Annotated in this window: 14 protein-coding genes; 10 read left to right on the forward strand and 4 right to left on the reverse strand. The window is 61.0% G+C overall.

Features of this window, described 5'->3' with window-relative positions; genetic code table 11:
• Nucleotides 1-43 precede the first annotated feature (43 nt).
• The 6 genes from AC1ROR_RS17795 to AC1ROR_RS17820 all read left to right on the forward strand — a co-directional run bounded on the left by AC1ROR_RS17795 (nucleotide 44) and on the right by AC1ROR_RS17820 (nucleotide 8,939).
• Complete coding sequence (locus tag AC1ROR_RS17795) at nucleotides 44-1,147, forward strand: type 2 periplasmic-binding domain-containing protein (RefSeq protein ID WP_498590224.1); 1,104 nt, start codon at nucleotides 44-46, stop codon at nucleotides 1,145-1,147.
• 71 nt (nucleotides 1,148-1,218) lie between these two features.
• A complete protein-coding gene (locus tag AC1ROR_RS17800) occupies nucleotides 1,219-2,277 on the forward strand; it encodes an ABC transporter ATP-binding protein (RefSeq protein WP_035225560.1) in 1,059 nt (352 codons plus the stop codon).
• Nucleotides 2,278-2,373: 96 nt separating this feature from the next.
• Nucleotides 2,374-3,915 carry a hydantoinase/oxoprolinase family protein gene (locus AC1ROR_RS17805; protein WP_035225562.1) on the forward strand — a complete coding sequence of 514 codons (1,542 nt, stop codon included), beginning with the start codon at nucleotides 2,374-2,376 and terminating at the stop codon, nucleotides 3,913-3,915.
• Between the two features lie 4 nt (nucleotides 3,916-3,919).
• Nucleotides 3,920-5,014 carry an S-methyl thiohydantoin desulfurase family protein gene (locus AC1ROR_RS17810; protein WP_162936036.1) on the forward strand — a complete coding sequence of 365 codons (1,095 nt, stop codon included), beginning with the start codon at nucleotides 3,920-3,922 and terminating at the stop codon, nucleotides 5,012-5,014.
• A 1-nt stretch (nucleotide 5,015) separates the two neighbouring features.
• Complete coding sequence (locus AC1ROR_RS17815; RefSeq protein ID WP_142173919.1) at nucleotides 5,016-6,104, forward strand: S-methyl thiohydantoin desulfurase family protein; 1,089 nt, start codon at nucleotides 5,016-5,018, stop codon at nucleotides 6,102-6,104.
• A gap of 69 nt (nucleotides 6,105-6,173) precedes the next feature.
• The gene (locus AC1ROR_RS17820) at nucleotides 6,174-8,939 is read left to right on the forward strand and encodes a LuxR C-terminal-related transcriptional regulator (RefSeq protein WP_498590225.1); all 2,766 of its coding nucleotides are present in this window, start codon (nucleotides 6,174-6,176) and stop codon (nucleotides 8,937-8,939) included.
• Nucleotides 8,940-9,012: 73 nt separating this feature from the next.
• On the opposite strand, the gene AC1ROR_RS17825 is transcribed toward AC1ROR_RS17820, so the two are convergent.
• Entirely contained in the window at nucleotides 9,013-10,305 is a 1,293-nt protein-coding gene (locus AC1ROR_RS17825) for an ABC transporter substrate-binding protein (protein WP_035225569.1), read from the reverse strand.
• A 112-nt stretch (nucleotides 10,306-10,417) separates the two neighbouring features.
• On the opposite strand from AC1ROR_RS17825, the gene AC1ROR_RS17830 reads away from it, so the two are divergent.
• Genes AC1ROR_RS17830 through AC1ROR_RS17845 form a run of 4 tightly spaced genes read left to right on the forward strand, consistent with a single transcriptional unit; the run spans nucleotide 10,418 to nucleotide 15,135 of the window.
• Nucleotides 10,418-11,482, forward strand: a complete 1,065-nt coding sequence (locus AC1ROR_RS17830; RefSeq protein WP_498590226.1) for a LacI family DNA-binding transcriptional regulator — start codon at nucleotides 10,418-10,420, stop codon at nucleotides 11,480-11,482.
• Nucleotides 11,475-13,352: a DUF2264 domain-containing protein gene (locus tag AC1ROR_RS17835; protein WP_498590227.1), complete on the forward strand. Its 1,878-nt coding sequence runs from the start codon at nucleotides 11,475-11,477 to the stop codon at nucleotides 13,350-13,352. Before AC1ROR_RS17830 ends, AC1ROR_RS17835 begins: the two co-directional genes overlap by 8 nt.
• Entirely contained in the window at nucleotides 13,349-14,365 is a 1,017-nt protein-coding gene (locus tag AC1ROR_RS17840) for a hydroxyacid dehydrogenase (RefSeq protein ID WP_498590228.1), read from the forward strand. The genes AC1ROR_RS17835 and AC1ROR_RS17840 overlap by 4 nt, the downstream gene beginning before the upstream one ends.
• Nucleotides 14,362-15,135: a sugar phosphate isomerase/epimerase family protein gene (locus AC1ROR_RS17845; protein ID WP_498590229.1), complete on the forward strand. Its 774-nt coding sequence runs from the start codon at nucleotides 14,362-14,364 to the stop codon at nucleotides 15,133-15,135. The genes AC1ROR_RS17840 and AC1ROR_RS17845 overlap by 4 nt, the downstream gene beginning before the upstream one ends.
• Before the next feature lie 222 nt (nucleotides 15,136-15,357).
• On the opposite strand, the gene AC1ROR_RS17850 is transcribed toward AC1ROR_RS17845, so the two are convergent.
• The 3 genes from AC1ROR_RS17850 to AC1ROR_RS17860 form a co-directional block, all read right to left on the reverse strand.
• Nucleotides 15,358-16,431 carry an ABC transporter ATP-binding protein gene (locus AC1ROR_RS17850; protein WP_080836999.1) on the reverse strand — a complete coding sequence of 358 codons (1,074 nt, stop codon included), beginning with the start codon at nucleotides 16,429-16,431 and terminating at the stop codon, nucleotides 15,358-15,360.
• 88 nt (nucleotides 16,432-16,519) lie between these two features.
• On the reverse strand, nucleotides 16,520-17,395 hold the full coding sequence (locus tag AC1ROR_RS17855) for a carbohydrate ABC transporter permease (RefSeq protein WP_035225589.1): 876 nt from the start codon (nucleotides 17,393-17,395) through the stop codon (nucleotides 16,520-16,522).
• A complete protein-coding gene (locus AC1ROR_RS17860; protein ID WP_035225591.1) occupies nucleotides 17,388-18,341 on the reverse strand; it encodes a carbohydrate ABC transporter permease in 954 nt (317 codons plus the stop codon). The genes AC1ROR_RS17855 and AC1ROR_RS17860 overlap by 8 nt, the downstream gene beginning before the upstream one ends.
• Between the last annotated feature and the right edge of the window lie 2 nt (nucleotides 18,342-18,343).

An 18,343-nucleotide genomic window follows, 5' to 3' on the forward strand; every position in this document is an offset into this window, starting at 1 on the left:
AATGCCCGCATCCATAGGTTCAAAAAACAAGGGGAACATGGACATGACTGGAATGACATTCGATCCCAACCGCCGCAAGCTTCTCAAGATCGGCGCCGCAGCAGCAACCCTGCCGCTCTTCAACATCAACCACGCCTTCTCGCAGGACGTGACCTATGACGGCTCCGTCTTCGATGCCGGCGGGGCGGTGTTGCGGATAGGCGAATGGGGCGGCCCGTGGGGCGAGCTGGTCAATAAATATCTGCTGACCGACTTCGCGAAAGATTTCAACTGCAAGATAGAATATGATTCCACCTGGCCGTGGTTTCCCAAATTCGTCGCCAACGGGCCGAAGAAACCGCCGCTCGACATTACCAACTGGAACCTGCCGGAAATGTTCAAGACGGCGGCGGCGGGCGATTTCTTCCACACGATCGACGAAATCCTTCCCAATGTGCCGAACGGCAAAAATCTCTGGCCCTTCGCCACCTCGAACGGCGTCGGCGTCACCTGGGCCTTCAACCAGTATGTGCATGCCTATCGCACCGACCTCGTCACGCCGCCGCCGACCAGCTTCAAGGACATGTGGAAGCCGGAATTCGCCGGCAAGCGCGGCACCTACATCACCTCCAACACCCTGCAGATGGACTTCTTCCTCGTCGCGTGCTCGCTGTTCGGCAAGGATCAGTACGATCTCGATGCCGGTTACAAGGCGATGAAGGAATTGATGCCCGCCAAGATTTCGGATTTCACCGGCAACATGCAGACGCTGATGGATCGCGGTGAAGTGGTCATGGCGGTGCAGAGCGACGCCGAACCCATGCAGGCCCGCGACAAGGGCGCTCCCTTTGCCGTCATGTACTGGAAGGAACTGCAACCGATCCTGACCCAGACCTACACGGTCAGCCGCTATTCCGAGCCAACCCAGAAGAAGCTTGCCTATGCGCTTCTCAACCGGGCGCTGGAGCCCTCCTTCATGACCAATATGGGCAAGGAATTCTACCTGCGCCCCACCGTCTCCAATGCCGTCCTGCCGGATAATCTCGTCAAGGCCGGCATCGTCAACAGCGCCGACGCCACCAAGGATTTCTGGCTGCCGGACTGGAAAGCCTATCTCGAAAACGAAGACGAGATCGTCGAGACCGTGAACGAAATCTTCGCGGGCTGACCCTCGCACCCGCAGAACGTCGTGGCCGGTTCCGCCGGCCACGCCCCAGAGGGAAAGGACAACGGAAGCCGATGTCGGATATTCAACTGAAAAGCCTCGTCAAATCCTATGGCGACAATGTCGCGGTCGCGGGCATTGATCTGCATATAGAACAGGGCGAATTCTTCTCGCTGCTGGGACCTTCCGGCTGCGGCAAGTCCACGACATTGCGCATGATCGCCGGCTTCATCCGCCCATCATCGGGGCAGATCCTGATCGGATCGGATGACGTCACCTATCTGCCGCCCGAAAAGCGCGACATCGGCATCGTCTTCCAGAATTATGCGATTTTTCCGCATATGAACGTGGCCGAAAACATCGCCTTCGGTCTGAAGCTGCGAAAGAAATCGAGGGAAGAAATCGACCGCTCCGTCGCCTTCGCATTACGCCAGGTCGGCCTTGCGGGATATGAAAACCGCTATCAGCGCCAGCTTTCCGGTGGCGAACAGCAGCGTGTTGCCCTTGCCCGCGTGCTGGTTACCGAACCGCGCATCCTGCTTCTCGACGAACCGCTTTCGGCACTCGACAAATCGCTGCGGGAAGAAATGAAATACTGGATCAAGGATTTGCAAAAGAAGCTCGGCATCACCACCGTTTACGTGACCCACGATCAGGATGAGGCGCTCACCATGTCCGACCGCATCGGCGTGATGCAGAAAGCCAGAGTCGAGCAGGTGGGCACGCCGCAGGAAATTTACGAAAGGCCGAAGACGCTTTTCGTCACCACCTTCATCGGCCAGTCGAATGTCATCGACGCCACAGTGAGGGGCCGCCAAGGTGAAAGTCTGGTGGTCAGCTTCGGCGACACCGTGGCTCTGACACGTGTTCCCGCCGAAGACTTTGCCGATGGCAAAGCCGTCAAGCTCGTCGTCAGGCCGGAAAACATCATCATCGGCGAGGCCGGCACCGGCGTTCCGGCAACCGTCGTCTCTGAAACCTATCAGGGCGCCCTTGTCCGCTACCATCTTTCGGTCGGCGGGCAGGATATCGTCGCCGAACGGCAGAACCAGTCCCATCTCGCCAGGCTGTCGCCCGGACAGGCGATCGGCGTGACATGGGACCCGGAACGATCCGAAGTCTTGGTGGCCTGAGACCCGGCCACCGGAACCAGAAAATCGGGAAAGGATGCAATGTGCGGTGACCAACCGCGCAGGCGCCCTTCCCTTTTCAATCGACAGGAGAAAGACATGCGTATTGGCATTGATGTGGGTGGCACGAATACCGACGCCGCCCTTATGGATGGGGCAGCGGTCATTGGCGCCTGCAAAAGCCCGACAACGGCCGATGTCGGCTCGGGCATCGTGGCGGTGCTGAACAAGCTTCTGGGCATGACGGGCGTATCCGTCTCGCAAATTCAGGCGGTGATGATCGGCACGACCCATTTCACCAATGCCGTGGTCGAGCGCAAGCGCCTGCTGGAAGTCGCCGCCATCCGCCTCGGCCTGCCGGCCACCAAGGGCCTGCCGCCGCTGACCGACTGGCCGAAGGACCTTGCCGACACGCTTGGCCGCCACACCTTCATGCTGCGCGGCGGACATGAATTCGACGGGCGCACCATCGCGCCTCTCGACGAAAAGGGATTGATGGAGGTTGCCGCCACCGTGCGCGAACGCGGCCTGAAGACGGCGGCCATCACCTCGGTTTTTTCGCCGGTCACGCCGGAAATGGAGCTTCGCGCCGCCGAAATCCTGCGCGATGCGGTTCCCGACATCGCCATCTCGCTCAGCCACGAAATCGGCAGGGTGGGTTTCCTCGAGCGTGAAAACGCCTCGATCATGAATGCCTCGCTGGCCGAACTTTCCCGCAAGGTCGTCTCCTCCTTCCGCAGCGCGCTGAAGGAGCTCGACATCAAGGCGCCCTTTTTCATCAGCCAGAACGACGGAACATTGATGTCTCCCGACTATGTGGAGCGTTATCCCGTCCTTACCTTCGCCTCCGGTCCCACCAATTCCATGCGCGGCGCTGCGATGCTGGCCGGTGTCAAGGAAGCCATGGTGGTGGATATTGGCGGCACGACATCGGATGTCGGCATGCTCGTGCATGGTTTTCCGCGAGAATCGGCGGTTGCCGTCGATATTGGCGGTGTGCGCACCAATTTCCGCATGCCGGACGTGCTCGCCATCGGGCTTGGCGGCGGCTCGCTGGTGCGTGACGAGGGTAAGCGCATCGGTCCCGATTCCGTCGGTTACGAGATCACCAGCAAGGCGCTGGTTTTCGGCGGCGATACGCTGACAACCACGGATATCGTGGTGGCGGCAGGGCTGGAGGATATTGGCGACCGCTCCCGCGTTGCGCATATTCCTGCACAAACCATCGAAAACGCGCTCGACACCATGCATCGCATGGTCGATGAGGCCGTGGACCGCATGAAGACCAGCGCCGATCCGCTTCCCGTCATTCTGGTGGGCGGCGGCTCCATTCTGGTCTCGCGCGATCTGCCTTCGGCATCGAAGGTTTTGAGGCCACAAAACGCCTCCGTCGCCAATGCCATCGGCGCGGCGATCGCGCAGGTGGGTGGCGAGGTTGACCGCATCTTCTCGCTGGAAGGCACCTCGCGTGACGCCGTTCTGGCAAGCGCAAAGGCCGAGGCTTCGGAACGCGCGGTGAAGGCAGGCGCGGCAGCAGCCTCCGTCAAGATCATGGATATCGAGGAAGTGCCGCTTGCCTATCTGCCCGGCAGCGCCACCCGCATCCGCGTCAAGGCGGTCGGCGACCTGGTGATCGGTTGAGGACATGGCGATGAAACTCACACGCGAACATCTTGCCGATCTTGCCGTCGGCGCGGCTTTTCTCGGAACCGGCGGCGGCGGCGATCCCTATGTCGGACGCATGATGGTACAGCAATGCCTGGACGAAGGCTGCGAGGTCGAGCTGATCGACCCCAGCGAGTTGCCGGACGACAGCCTGGTCATCCCGACAGCCATGATGGGTGCGCCGACCGTGCTGGTGGAGAAAATCCCGTCTGGCGAAGAGGCCATCTTCTCGCTCCGTCGCCTTGAGAAACGGCTCGGCAAAAAAGCCGGCTACACCATGCCGATTGAGATAGGCGGCATCAATTCCACCATTCCGCTGGTTGTCGGCGCCCGGCTCGGTCTGCCCATCGTCGATGCCGATGGTATGGGGCGCGCCTTTCCGTTTCTGGAAATGGAGACATTCGGCGTTTACGGCATATCCGGCTCCCCCATGGCGGTGAGCAACGAGTGGGGCGATTGCGCGCTGATCGAAGCCGTCGATAACCGGCAGATGGAATGGCTCTCCCGTGCCGTCGCCATTCGCATGGGCGGCTGCGCCTATATTGCGGAATATGCCATGAGCGGCGCGGAGGTGAAGCGCACCGCCATTCCCAATACGCTGACACTGGCGATCCACATCGGCAAGGTGTTGCGCAAGGCGCAGGAGGACCACATCAATCCCATCGAGGCGCTTCTCGGTTTCCTGCCATCCACGCTTTACCGTTACGGCCGCGTCATCTTCAAGGGAAAGATCGTCGATGTGATGCGCGAAACCAAAGCCGGTTTCACCATCGGCCGCGCCCGCATCGAAGCCGTCGCGCCATTCACCTCGCAGATGGAAATCGAAATCCAGAACGAGAACCTGATCGCCAGGCAGGATGGCAGGGTAAGAGCCATCGTGCCGGACCTGATCTCGATCATGAACACGGAAACAGCCGAGCCAATCACCAGCGAAAACCTGCGTTACGGCCAGCGCGTCACCGTGGTCGCCGTCTCCGTGCCCGAGATCATGCGCACCCCGGAAGCCCTGAACGTCTTCGGCCCGGCCTGCTTCGGCCTGAAGGAACCCTTTACCTCCATCGAGGAGATCGACTGACATGGCAATCATCACGGAGCAGGACATAGACGATCTGGCCGTCGGCGCGGCCGTTCTCGGCACCGGCGGCGGCGGCGATCCCTATATCGGCAAACTTCTGGCCAAAGCTGCCATCGAAAAATACGGGCCGGTCGATCTGATCGCACTCGACGCGGTGCCCGATGGCGCAGCCGTCGTCGCCTGCGGCGCGATGGGAGCGCCCACCATCCTCATCGAAAAAATCCCCTCCGGCGAAGAGGGCGATCTTGCGCTTGAAACCTACGAGGACCACACCGGCATCGATGTCGGCGCCATCATTCCCTTCGAGGCGGGTGGCATCAATTCCATGATACCCATCGTGCTGGCGGCCAAAAAGCGCGTGCCCGTCATTGATGCGGACGGCATGGGTCGCGCCTTCCCGCAGCTTGAAATGGAAACCTTCAACGTCTACGGCGTGCCGGCAAGCCCGGTGGCGGTGGCCGACGAACGCGGCAACCGCGTGCTGATCGAGACCGAAGACGCCGCCAAGGCCGAGTGGCTCGCCCGTGGCGTGACCATCCGCATGGGCGGGCAGGCTTATATCGTCAATTACGGCATGGATGGCGAAACGGCAAAACGTGTTTCGGTGCCCGCCACCATGTCGCTCGCCATCGGCATTGGCCGGACCCTGCGCGAGGCGGCCGCAGGGCATCTCGATCCGGTCAGGGCGCTTGTCGATTTTTTTGCGGGCACGCATTACGGCCATGCCGAAATCATCACCTCCGGCAAGGTTTGTGATGTCGCCCGCAAGGAGGAAAACGGCTGGTCGGTGGGGATCGCCACCATCGAACCCTTTGATGCCTCGAAACCGAAAGTCAAAATCCGCATCCAGAACGAAAACCTCGTGGCGGAGGAAGAAGGCGGACGCGTACTGGCGATCGTCCCCGATCTCATCACCGTGCTCGACATCGATACGGCCGAAGCCATCACCACAGAAAGGCTGCGTTATGGTCAGCGTGTGAACGTGCTTGCCGTTCGTGTGCCGCCCATCATGCGCACGCCGGAAGCGCTGGCTGTCTTCGGTCCCGGCGCCTTCGGCCTCACGCAGGCCTACCGTCCACTCGGCTCTTGACGAATGCCCGGCATCGGGCACTGATAATATCCCGCCCTTCCCGGACGCCACTCCGGCAGGGGCCGGTCGTTGAGTGACGAAAGAGGACCGATGCCGAGCCGTGTCTTGCGTGAAAAGCCGTCGCATGCCGTCAGAACCTTTACCGGTGCCGGGCTGCGCTTCAGCCCGCCCCGCATGCTTTTTTCAGGCATCGAGCGGCCCTACCTGCTTTCGAAGCTGGCAGCGGGGCTTTCAAGGCAGATCGTCGTGCTGCGCGCGCCGCCCGGTTTCGGCAAGACCGCCCTGATGAAAGCGGCCTATGAGCGGCTGGTGGACGGCACGCTTACCCTGCCGGGCCTGCGCGAAACGGCGGTTTCCCATTGCTCCTGGCTCAACGCTTCGGGCATCGCATCCCCTGAACGGTTCGTCGGCGAATTGCGTCAGTCGCTCGGCCTTGCCGTGATGGCGGACATGCAGGACGGGCTGATGGACGCCATGGAAGCCGTGGCGCGGCGTGATGGCCTCACCATTCTCTTCATCGATAATATCGACGAAATCGACACGGGCGGCCAGCACCGGCTGCTGGAGCGGCTCATCCTTGCCGCGCCGGATACGCTACGCATCGCCTGCTCTTCCTGCTCTCCCGCGCAATTGCCGCTTGCCCGGCTGAAGGCGCGCGGCGTGCTGGCGGAAGTGACCGCCCGGGAACTCGAATTCGGACGATCCGAACTGCGGCGGCTTCTGTCACGCGGCGCAATGTCGGCGCTTGTCGATCCTTTGATGGAGATCACCCGCGGCTGGCCGGCGCTGGCACAGCTCGCCGCCGGCATCGTCACCGGCAACCCGACGGAAGAGGAGCGCCGTGTGCTCCTTGCCGGCACCCACCACGACCTGACCGATTACGTCCGTGAAACCGTCATCAACCGGCTTTCTCCGGCACTTTTGTCCACCCTGCGCCGTTTGTCGCCCTTCTCGGAATTTCGCCTCGATCTTGCATCCGATCTCGGTCTCCCCAGCCTGCCCGAAGAGGATCTGGCAATGCTGGAAGCCATGCATCCCATCATAGAAAACGGGGCGAACGGCTGGCTTTCGCTGCACCCCGTGCTGCGCACCTGCCTGGAACGGGACACCGCATTCGTTTCGGACGCGGAGAAAAAGGCGCTGCATCGACAGGCCGCCGTCTGGTTCGCAACGCGCGCCCATCTGGAACGAGCGGTTTCCCACGCGGCCCAGAGCGGCGATTTCCACATGGCGGAAGAAATTATCGGCAAGGCGGGCGGCGTCGATATTTTCCTCAGGGCGGGACATCAGGTGCTCGAGCATCTGATCGATAATTTTCCACCGGAAATCCTGCATGCCTCGCCGGGCCTGATGGTCTGTTATGCCGTGGTGCTCTCCAAGCGCGGCAATGCGGCGGCCGGGCGCGAGCGGCTCGACATTCTGAAAGAAAACGGCGAATGGTCCGCTGCCGCACTTGCCGTCGTCGACCGCAGCGTGCTCGACCATATCGACAGCCTGATCGATGTTTACGAAGATCGCCGCATGAGCGTGGCCGAGGCGCAAAGGCTGGAACGGGCGGCCGCTGCCCTGCCGCCACATGCCACATGGGAGCTGGCCTGGCTCTTCAACCATCTCTGCATCATTTACACCCGCACGGGCGACCTCGAAGAGGCACGCCGGGCGGCGCTCAAGGCTCTCGGCTATTACCGCGAGGAAAAAACGCCCTATGCCCAGGTCTTCATGCTCATCCACCTTGGCCTCGTCAGCACGCTGACCGGTGAGTTTTCCGCCGCCCTGCAATTTTGCCGGGAAGCCGAGGAACTGGTGGAACGGGTGCACTGGACGGATCGAAACCTGCTCGCCATCGTGCGCCTTGCAACAGCCGATGTGCTGTATCAGCAGGGCGAGGTGCTTCATGTCGAGCAGACGCTGACGGAATGCGTGGAGCCGCTGATCCGCGGCGAAAGCTGGGTCGATCTCTTCATGCGGCTGTTCTGGCTGCTGGCCCGCAGCCGCCTTCAGGTCAGCGGCTTCGACGCCGCCGCCGCGGCAATCGACAAGGCCGAGGAGGTGGCTGTGGAGCGTGACCTGCCCCGGTTGAAGACCGCCGCCGGCATCATGCGTGTCGACCTGCTCGTCAGGGCCGGCATGATCGAATCGGCAACACAGGCGATGGAGCGTGTGGAAACACTCAAAGAGGCAGGCGGCCCCGACAACTGGACGTGGCGGGAGGCTTATGACTTTGACATCGCAGCCGCCCGGCTGGCGCTTGCACAGGGACTGGCGCCACAGGCACTGCAAACGCTTGAAGCCCTGATCCTTTCCGCCAAGGCGTCCGGCCGCGCCTATCATCGCATGCTGGCCGAGATCATGGCGGTGCAGGCGTCATGGAAAACCGGCCGCCAGCAACAGGCCTTCGCCTATCTGCAATCGGCCATCGCCCTTGCCCGCGCTCACGAAGCGACGCAGCTCTTTACCGATGAGGGCCACGAACTGGCCACCACGTTGCGCGCCATCGTGCGCCGCTTCGGGCTGAAGGTGTTCAGCCCGAATGCCGTGGAATTCATGAGCCGCATTGTCGGACACGGTCTTGGCCGCCAGCCACGCACCATCGTGCCGCTGGGCGGCAACGAAGATGGCGCAGCACACGCCGCAGGCCTTCTGAGCGGCCGGGAAACCACCGTTTTGAAACTTCTCTCCGAAGGCCGCAGCAACAAGGAAATGGCCCGCGATCTCGGACTTTCCGAAGCGACCGTAAAATTCCATCTGAAGAACATCTATGCCAAGCTCGGCGTCAGCCGGCGCGGCATGGCCGTTTCCGTCAGCAAACATCTCAAGCTGACCGAACGCGAATAGGACCTGGACTTAAAAGGCAGGATCGGGGCACCGCCCCGCGGTTTCGACGCCGCGTGCGGTGCCCCCCTCGTCGTCATCCGCGCTTGCGCAGGGTCCGCGTGCCGGTGTCGACAAGGTTTTGCGCCGCCTCGTCCACGCTGGCGCGGCCGAAAGCGAGCGAGTCGGCGATGGGGCGCATCACCCCACGGTCGAACTCATTGGCGCCAATCGGGGCAGGCTCCGGATAGGGATCGAGCTTGCCAGACAGGCTTTCGATGTAATCCACCGTTTTGCGTTCGGTCTCGTTGAGGCTCGGCAACACCGCTTCACGCACTTTCTTCGCTGGCGGTACGCCACGCTCGACACCGAGAACCTTGCCGGCATCCAGATCGTTGACGAAGAAGTTGATGAACTTCGCCGCCGCTTCCGGATTGGTAGAGGTGGACGAAATGCACCAGATGAGGCCCGGCCGGTAATAATGCCCGGTCGGCTTGCCCGCCCCCTCGCCCGGCAGCATGCCGATCGACAGCGTCTTCTTGTTGAGCGCCTGGTAACCCACGAGCTGGTTGGAATAGGCAAAACCGATTGCCGAATTGCCAAGGGTCAGCGCGTTGGATTCGATGGTATTATCGTCACGCGTCTGGATATCGGCGGAGACGCAGAGCTTGTTTTCGCGCAGGTCCTCCCAATAGGCGAACCATTCCTTGGCGTCTTCCTTGTTGAAGCCGATGGTGCCGTCCTGGAACAGGAGCTTGCCGCGCTGGCGCAGCCAGACATCAAAGACATAGTGATAACGCCCGCCATAGGGCACAGCCCAGTAGTTTCGTTTTGCCGGAGCGTTCTTCTTGAAGTCACGCGCCAGTTCCGCCAGCGCCTTCCAGGTGATCTGCTCCTTCGGCACGGAGACGCCCGCTTCCTTCAGCGTCTCGGCATCGTACATCATGCAGAAGGAATTCAGCCCGAGACCGACGCCGTAAAGCTTGCCGTCGATGCGGCAAAGATCGATCTCGCTTTTGCCGAAGCTGGAAAGATCGAGCGCCGAGCCGACGAACTGATCTAGCTCCATGCAGGCGCCACGGCCGGAATAATCGGCAATGGTGGAAGGCTCGAGCTGGAAGATATCGGCGACGTTGCGTCCCGCCATGGATGTCGCAAGTTTGGTCCAGTAATCGGAACCGGCGATCATCTCTCCACTGACCACCGTTTGCGGATCAGCCTTCTGATAAAGGGAGATCACCTCATTGGTACGTTTGTTGCGGTCAGCCGACCCCCACCATACGCAACGAAGCCGGGTTTCGGCCGCCATTGCGCGGAAACCGCCCGCCGCCGCGCCAAGACCGGCCAGTGCCGCCGTCACCAAAAATCCACGTCTATCGATAGTTTGCATCTGCTCCTCCCGCGTTTTGCAAATTTCTCACTTATCACTTAAATTCTTGCAAATTTTCCTTATTTGCAATATTTGCATCATAATAGAATTTTTTGCAAGCGCAGGAGACGACATGAACGATACGCCCGACATCAGCCGCCCGCGCCAGTCGGATATCGCCCAGCGCGCAGGGGTTTCCATCAGCACCGTGTCGCGCGTCCTCGCCGGGGAAAAAGGCATCAGCGCATCGATACAGACCAAGGTTCTGGGTGTGGCGGCGGAACTCGGTTATCCGCTGCGGCCCGTTACGAGCCAGGCGGGCGGCGTGTCGCTGGAGGGCAAGAAAATTCTCGCCCTCATGTCCGCCGAGAGGGCGACCGGCGATATCGGCGCTTTTTATCACGATATTTTCGACATGCTGCGCAGCCTTTCCCAGACGGATGGTTTCGAGCTCGATATCCGGCTGCTGCACCAGAAGCAGATCGACGAGGCGCTCACGCAGCGGGTCTGCGAGGTTGATGGCCTTCTCGCCATTGGCCTTGATCCGGAAGAGGAAATCATTCACCGCATCACGCAGGGCGTGCTGCAACCGGTTCTGGTCAATAGCGCCGATCCCTCGATGATGCTGGATTGCGTCTCGCCTTCCAATTTTTACGGCGGCGCGATGGCGGCACGGCGGCTGCTGGAACTGGGCCACCGCAAGGTTGCCTATATCGGCCCGGAGCACCGCCACACCATCAGAGAACGCATGCGCGGCTTCCGGCATACGATCCTGGAGGACAAGGGAACCACCTATGAGGAATTTCTGCTTTCGACGGCGGATAGCGGCTTTGGGCAGGCCGGCGATGCGGTTCGTCAGCTTTTGGCCAAAAACCCCGATCTGACCGGTATTTTCTGCATGAATGACGCCATTGCGCTTGGCGCGCTTGGCGCGGCGCAGGAGCTTGGCCTTGCCGTACCGGACGACCTTTCGATTATCGGTTTCGACGACCTTCCCTTTGCCGAACTCTCCACACCGCGGCTCAGCACCATCCGGGTCGACCGCCGCGAGATTGCCCGCGAGGCGGTGGAGCTGATGCGCCGCCGGCTGACGGAACCTTCGGCCAATGCCCGGCAGGTTCAGCTGGGTGTGCAGCTGGTGGAAGGACAGACGGCCGGTCAGGCGAAGAAGATGGAAAAGGCGATACGCAATGCATGATGCGGCAAATAATGATCCAATGACCCGTTTCAATCCGCTAAACGGCAATCCGCTCAAGACCCGCGCCGACGTGCGGCGGGCGCTGGACGACAGTTTCGCACCTCTGCTTCCCTATTTTTCCGAAAGCGGCGCAAGGGTGACGCTGAGCGGCGCCGCCGCGCATTTCGACCGGGCGGCGGCCGATCTGGAAGGATTTGCACGGCCGCTTTGGGGCATCGCGCCGCTGGCGCTTAGCGGCGATACGTTTGCTCATTGGCCGCTTCTGGCCAAGGGCATCGCCAACGGCACAGACCCCGCCCATCCCGATTACTGGGGCGACGTGCGCCAGAAGGACCAGCGTCTGGTGGAGCTCGCCGCCCTCGGCTTTGCACTTCGGCTTGCCCCGCAACATTTGTGGGAACCACTGTCCGACGGACAGAAAGGCAATGTGCGCCGCTATCTGCTGACGGCGCGCGAGCGTATCTATGCCGACAATAACTGGAAATTTTTCCGGATAATGGTCGACATGGCGCTCGATCATCTCGGCATCGAATTTGACCGTAGCCTGACGGAGACATTCCAGACGGAGCTGGACGGGTTTTACATTGCCGACGGCTGGTATCGCGATGGCAACTACCGCCGCATCGACCATTACATCGCCTTCGCCATGCATTTTTACGGCCTGATCTATGCGAAGCTCAGCAAGCCGGGCGATGCCTTCGCCGAGCGCTACCGCGAACGCGCCCGGCTCTTCGCAAAGGATTTCGCCAGCTGGTTCGACGAGGATGGCGGCACGCTGGCCTTCGGCCGCTCCATGACCTACCGTTTCGCCTGCGGCGGCTTCTGGGCCGGCCTTGCCTTTGCCGATGAGGAAGCGCTGCCCTGGGGCGAGATCAAGGGGCTGTATCTGCAGCATCTGCGCTGGTGGGCGAACAAGCCGATCGCCGACCGCGATGGTGTGCTTTCCATCGGTTATGCCTATCCGCAGCTCACCATGTCGGAAAGTTATAATTCGGCGGGCTCACCCTATTGGGCCTTCAAGGCCTTCCTGCCGCTCGCTTTGCCTGAAAGCCATCCCTTCTGGCAGGCGGAAGAAAAGCTGCCCGAAACATCGCAAAAACCACGGCCGCTCGTTCATCCCGGCATGGTGATGATGCGCAGCAAAGGCAACGTCACCGCGCTTTCCAGCGGGCAGGAAAACCTGTCGATGCGCGGCGGGCCGGAGAAATATGCCAAATTCGCCTATTCCTCCCGCTACGGTTTCGGCGTGGAAGTGGACGAGCGGGGCTTCAAGACCAATGGTTTCGACAATATGCTGGCCTTCTCTGAAGACGGCCTGCATTACCGCGTGCGCGAAACCAATGAAAAGGTTCTGCTGGCCGGGGAAAGCCTGCGGGCGACATGGAAACCATTCCCGGATGTGACGGTCGAAACGACGCTGGTTGCGGCTGGTGACTGGCATGTCAGGCTTCACCGCATCACCTCCGCGCGGCCCCTATCGGTCACCGAGGGCGGTTTTGCGATCAACCGCAATGATGGCGACCGCGATGCCGTGAGCGAAGCGCCCGGCCGGGCGACGGCCGATTGCGGCACCGACATATCCGCCATCGTCGATCTCGGTTCCGGCATAACCCGCCAGGGCGTGGCGCTGAAGGCGCTGCCCAATACCAGCCTTGTTTATGCCAAGACCACGGTGCCGCAATTGCGGGGCGACATTCCGGCGGGCGAAACCCTGCTCGCCTGCGCCGTCTTTGTGGGTTTGAGCGGGACCGAAAGCAAAAACGCTCTGGCCGCCGTTCCAGCACATCCCGATATCGAGGCGCTCGACCGGCTGTTTGCGGAACAAGGCACCCCGGTCAGCAGCATGGCGGCGGCGGGAGAACCGCAATGACAGGCCCGCTTGCGCGTCTCAGTCTCGCCATGGACCCGGAGCGGACGCAACATGTGCTGACGCCACAGGCGCTCGAAAGGCTGTCGCAGAGCGTCGAAATTCTCGATACCCGCTGCATCCGCGACTTTCACGATCCATCCGTGAAAGAACAGCTGGCGCGCACGGATATTCTCCTGACCGGCTGGGGTTGTCCCGATATCGGCGTTCGCGAACTGGCGCTAATGCCGGAGCTGCGGCTGATTTCGCATGCTGCCGGCACGGTGAAATATTTCCTGTCGCAGGCGGTTTTCGAACGTGGCGTCACGGTGTGCAGCGCAGCCGAGGCGAATGCGCAGCCGGTCGCAGAATTTACGCTGGCGATGATCCTGCTTTCCGGCAAGCGCACCTTCGGTTTCCGTCGCCTCTATGTGGAGGATCGCGGGCGGGACAATGTCGACCGCCTGCAATCGCAGGCCATCGGCAATCTCGGCCTGACGGTCGGCATTGTCGGGGCGTCGCGTATCGGGCGTCGGGTGATCAATCTGCTGAAGCCCTTCGATCTCGATCTCGTCCTTTTCGACCCTTTTTTAAACGTGACCGAAGCGCAGAAGCTCGGCGTGCACCTTGTATCGCTCGATGAGCTGATGTTGGTGAGCGACGTGATTTCCCTGCATGCGCCATCCCTGCCGCAGACCCGGCATATGATCGGCGCAGATGCGCTTGCCCGGATGAAGGACGGCGCAACCCTGATCAACACGGCGCGCGGCGCGCTGGTGGATGAAGATGCGCTTCTGGCGGAACTGAAAACCGGACGCATCGAAGCCGTCATCGACGTGACCGATCCGGAAGTGCCGCCGCAGAATTCACCCTTCTACAGCCTGCCGAATGTGTTTCTGACACCGCATATCGCCGGCGCCGTCGGCCTTGAGCGCGCACGGCTCGGCGACATGGCGATTGCCGAGATCGAGCGTTTCTGCCGGGCGGAACCATTGCAACAGCAGATACGGCCGGAACATCTGGAACTGATCGCATGAGAATTTTCGAGCCGGGCCTCTGCTCCGTCACCTTCCGCTCTATGCCGACGCAGGTGGTTATCGAGCTTGCCGCCGCAAATGGCATCAAGGCAATCGAATGGGGTGGCGACATCCATGTTCCACCCGGCGACCTCGACAATGCGAGGGATGTGGCGGCGCGAACGGCGAAAGCCGGCCTCACCGTTTCCTCCTATGGTTCCTACATCTTCGCGCCGGATTTCGCACCGGATGATGTGACCGCCACTCTGGATACCGCAAAGGCGCTGGGCACCAGCCATATCCGCATCTGGCCCGGCAGCCGCAAACGCCCATCTGCCGATTATTCCCCAGCAGAACGCCTCGTAGCAACACAAGCGCTGGCGACACTAGCCCGCCGGGCGAACGACCACGGCATGACAATCGGGCTGGAATATCACCCCAATTCCCTGACGGACACGCTGCCTTCGTCCCTGCAACTTCTGCAGGACCTGCCGATACCAAACCTCTTTTTCTACTGGCAACCCGCCCCCGGCCTGCCGCTGGAGGACGCACTTGCGGAAATATCGGCGCTCGGCTCACGCATCGGCCACCTGCATGTCTTCGCCTGGCTCAAAGACGCCAGCCGCCTGCCCCTTCGCGAGCGTGCGGATTATTGGCGGGCCTGCATCGATGCCCTGCCGGAGAGTGGGACGAAGGCGCGCTATGCGATGCTGGAATTCGTTAGGGGTGACGATGTCAGCCAGTTCTTGGAAGATGCGGCGGCGCTGCGCGAGATTCTTGCCGGTTCGTAGAACCGCTTTTCCCTTATCTAAAACGGACCCGGCGGACTAAAATTCGCTATTGTTACAACGCGTTCTGCTGCCCTCATCCCTGTGCTTGTCACAGGGATCCAGCCAGCCCAAGTCCTTGGGCTGAAAAGACTCTTCTCGCCGCGCAGACACGCGTCAGCTGGATTCCTGTGACAAGCACAGGAATGAGGGAGGGTTTGTTCCTCCCGCACCCGTTTCTGTAAGCTATATCCGCCGCCCATCCGCCCCGAACAGATGCGTCTTCGCCAGATCGAACGCAAACGGAATGGTCTCGCCGATGCGGATCTGGCGCTGGCCGTCGAGAAGCACGGTGGCGGCTTGGCCGTCGGGTGTGCTGGTATAAACCACGGTCGAACCGCCGAGATGTTCGACGAGCTGAATCGAAGCTTCCCCAAGCGAGGATTGCGCCTGTGGGTTCACGTGTTCGGGGCGCACGCCGAAGGTGAGCGGTTCGCCCTGTTGGGCCGCCACCGGTTTTTCCAGAACGATGCGCTGGCCGGCCACCTCGATGGTGCGGTTGGAGCTGTCGCCTGACGCCACCTTGGCGGAGAGGAAATTCATCTTCGGCGAGCCGATGAAACCGGCGACGAACTGGTTGGCCGGGTTGTTGTAGAGATCGAGCGGCCGGCCGACCTGCATGATGCGGCCATCGCGCAACACCACGATCTTGTCGGCCATGGTCATGGCCTCCACCTGGTCATGCGTCACATAGATCATGGTGCTGCCGAGCGTCTGGTGCAGCTTGGCGATTTCGACACGCATCTGCACGCGCAGTTCCGCATCGAGGTTGGAAAGCGGCTCATCGAACAGGAAGATTTTCGGCTCGCGTACGATGGCGCGTCCAATGGCGACGCGCTGGCGCTGGCCGCCTGAAAGCGCCTTCGGCTTGCGCTGCAACAGCGGGCCGATCTGCAGGATATCGGCGGCCTTCTGCACCCGCGCCTCGACTTCCGGCTTCTTGTAACCCGCCGTTTCCAGCCCGAAGGCAAGGTTCTTGTAAACACTCATATGCGGATAGAGCGCATAGGACTGGAAGACCATGGCGATGCCGCGCTTGGAAGCGGCGGTTTCGTTGACCCTTTCGCCATCGATGCGAAGATCGCCCTCGGAGATTTCCTCCAGGCCCGCAATCATGCGCAGAAGCGTGGATTTTCCGCAGCCCGAGGGGCCGACGAAAACGGTGAACTCGCCCGGTTCGATCTTGAGATCGATACCGTGAACGACCGGAAAAGCGCCGAACCGCTTGACGATTTTTTCGAGCGTAATACTGCTTGCCATGCTGTTTCTCCCGACTGTCGCGCCGCGCAGGGGGCGGCCGCGACAGTGTTGATAGTCTGATATAATTCGTTCTCGATCCGGGTCCCGTTCAGCGTTTCATTCCGGTGGTGGCGATGCCTTCGATGAGCAGCCGCTGGAAGAACAGGAAGAACAGGAAGACCGGCACCAGCGACAGGTTGGACATGGCGAAAAGCGAGGTCCAGTCCGAGCTGCCGGTGGAATCCACGAAGGATCTGAGGCCGAGCTGCACGGTGTAGGTGTTGATGTCGTTCAGATAGATAAGCGGACCGAAGAAGTCGTCCCAGGTCCAGATGAAGGAAAAGATGGCGGCCGTCGCCAGCACCGGCAGCGACAAAGGCAGCATGATCTTCCAGTAGATGCGGAAGGGCGAGCAGCCATCCATGACAGCCGCCTCGTCCAGCTCGCGCGGAATGCCGCGGAAGAACTGCACCATCAGGAAGATGAAGAAGGCATCCGTCGCCAGATATTTCGGCACGATCAGCGGCAGCGACGTGTTCACCCAGCCCATTTCCAGAAACAGGATATATTGCGGGATCAGCACGACATGATAGGGCAGCATCAAGGTGCCGAGCATCAGCGCAAACCAGAAATTGCGCCCGCCGAAACGCAGCCGGGCAAAAGCGAAGGCGGCGAGCGAGCAGCCGACCACGTTTCCTATGGTAGCGAGCACCGAGATGAAGAACGAGTTCCAGAAGAACTGCCCGAAACTCACCTGAAGCCCGGACCAGCCACGGATATAGCCGCCGAAATCGACCGACGAAGGAATGAGCGAGGAGGAGCCGAACAGCTCGTCCTGCGGGCGGAACGAACCCGAGATCATCCACAGGATCGGATAGAGCATCGCAAAGGAAGCGATGATCAGGGCCGTGTGCAGCAAAACCGATTTCAGCGGCGTGCGTTGCGGGCCTTGTCCCGGCCGGGGAGCGGTAACAGCGTCAGTCATCGTAATGCACCCAGTATTTCGCGCTGAGGAATGAGAAGGCCGTAAACAGCGAGATGATGATCACCAATATCCAGGCAAGCGCCGAGGCATATCCCATGCGGAAGAAACCGAAGGCTTCCTGATAGAGGTAGAGCGTATAGAACAGCGTCGAGTTGATCGGACCGCCGGTGCCTTCGGAGATGATGAAGGCGGGCGTGAAGGCCTTGAAGGCGTCGATCGTCTGGATCACCGCATTGAAGAAGATCACCGGCGTCAACAGCGGCAGGGTAATGCGGAAGAACTGCCGCACCTTGCTCGCACCGTCGATTTCGGCCGCCTCATACATGTCCTGCGGGATTTGCCTCAACCCTGCGAGGAAGATGATCATCGGCGAGCCGAACTGCCAGACGGACAGGATGACCAGCGTGTAGATCGAATAATCCGGATTGGAAATCCAGCTCGGTCCTTCATAACCGAAAGCCTGCCACAGGATCATGTTGACGAGACCGTCCGAGGCGAAAAGCTGGCGCCAGAGAACGGCGATCGCCACGCTGGAGCCGAGCAGCGACGGCAGATAGAAGATCGCCCGGTAAAGCGTCAGGGCCTTTATGCCGCGATTGAAGGCGAGTGCGACGAGAAGCGCGAAGATGAGCTTCAACGGCACCGACAGCAGCACATAGGTGAAGGTCACCTGCATGGCGGCGGCAAATTTGGGGTCATCGGTGGCGATGCGCACATAGTTCGCCGCCCCCACCCAGTCAGGAGATTGCAACAGGTCGTAATTGGTGAACGACAGATAAAGCGACGCCAGCGCCGGGCCGAGGGTAAGGCCAAAAAAGCCAATCAGCCAGGGCAGGAGAAACAGGTAGGCGTGAATGTTGCGGTCGAAAATCCGCTTCACGCCGCCCCGCTTCGGGAGAGCCGCGCCACGGCTCTCCTCAACGAGTGTTTCAGATCGAAAGGCCATAC

The organism is Agrobacterium sp. GW821-FHT14E08 (assembly GCF_058803865.1).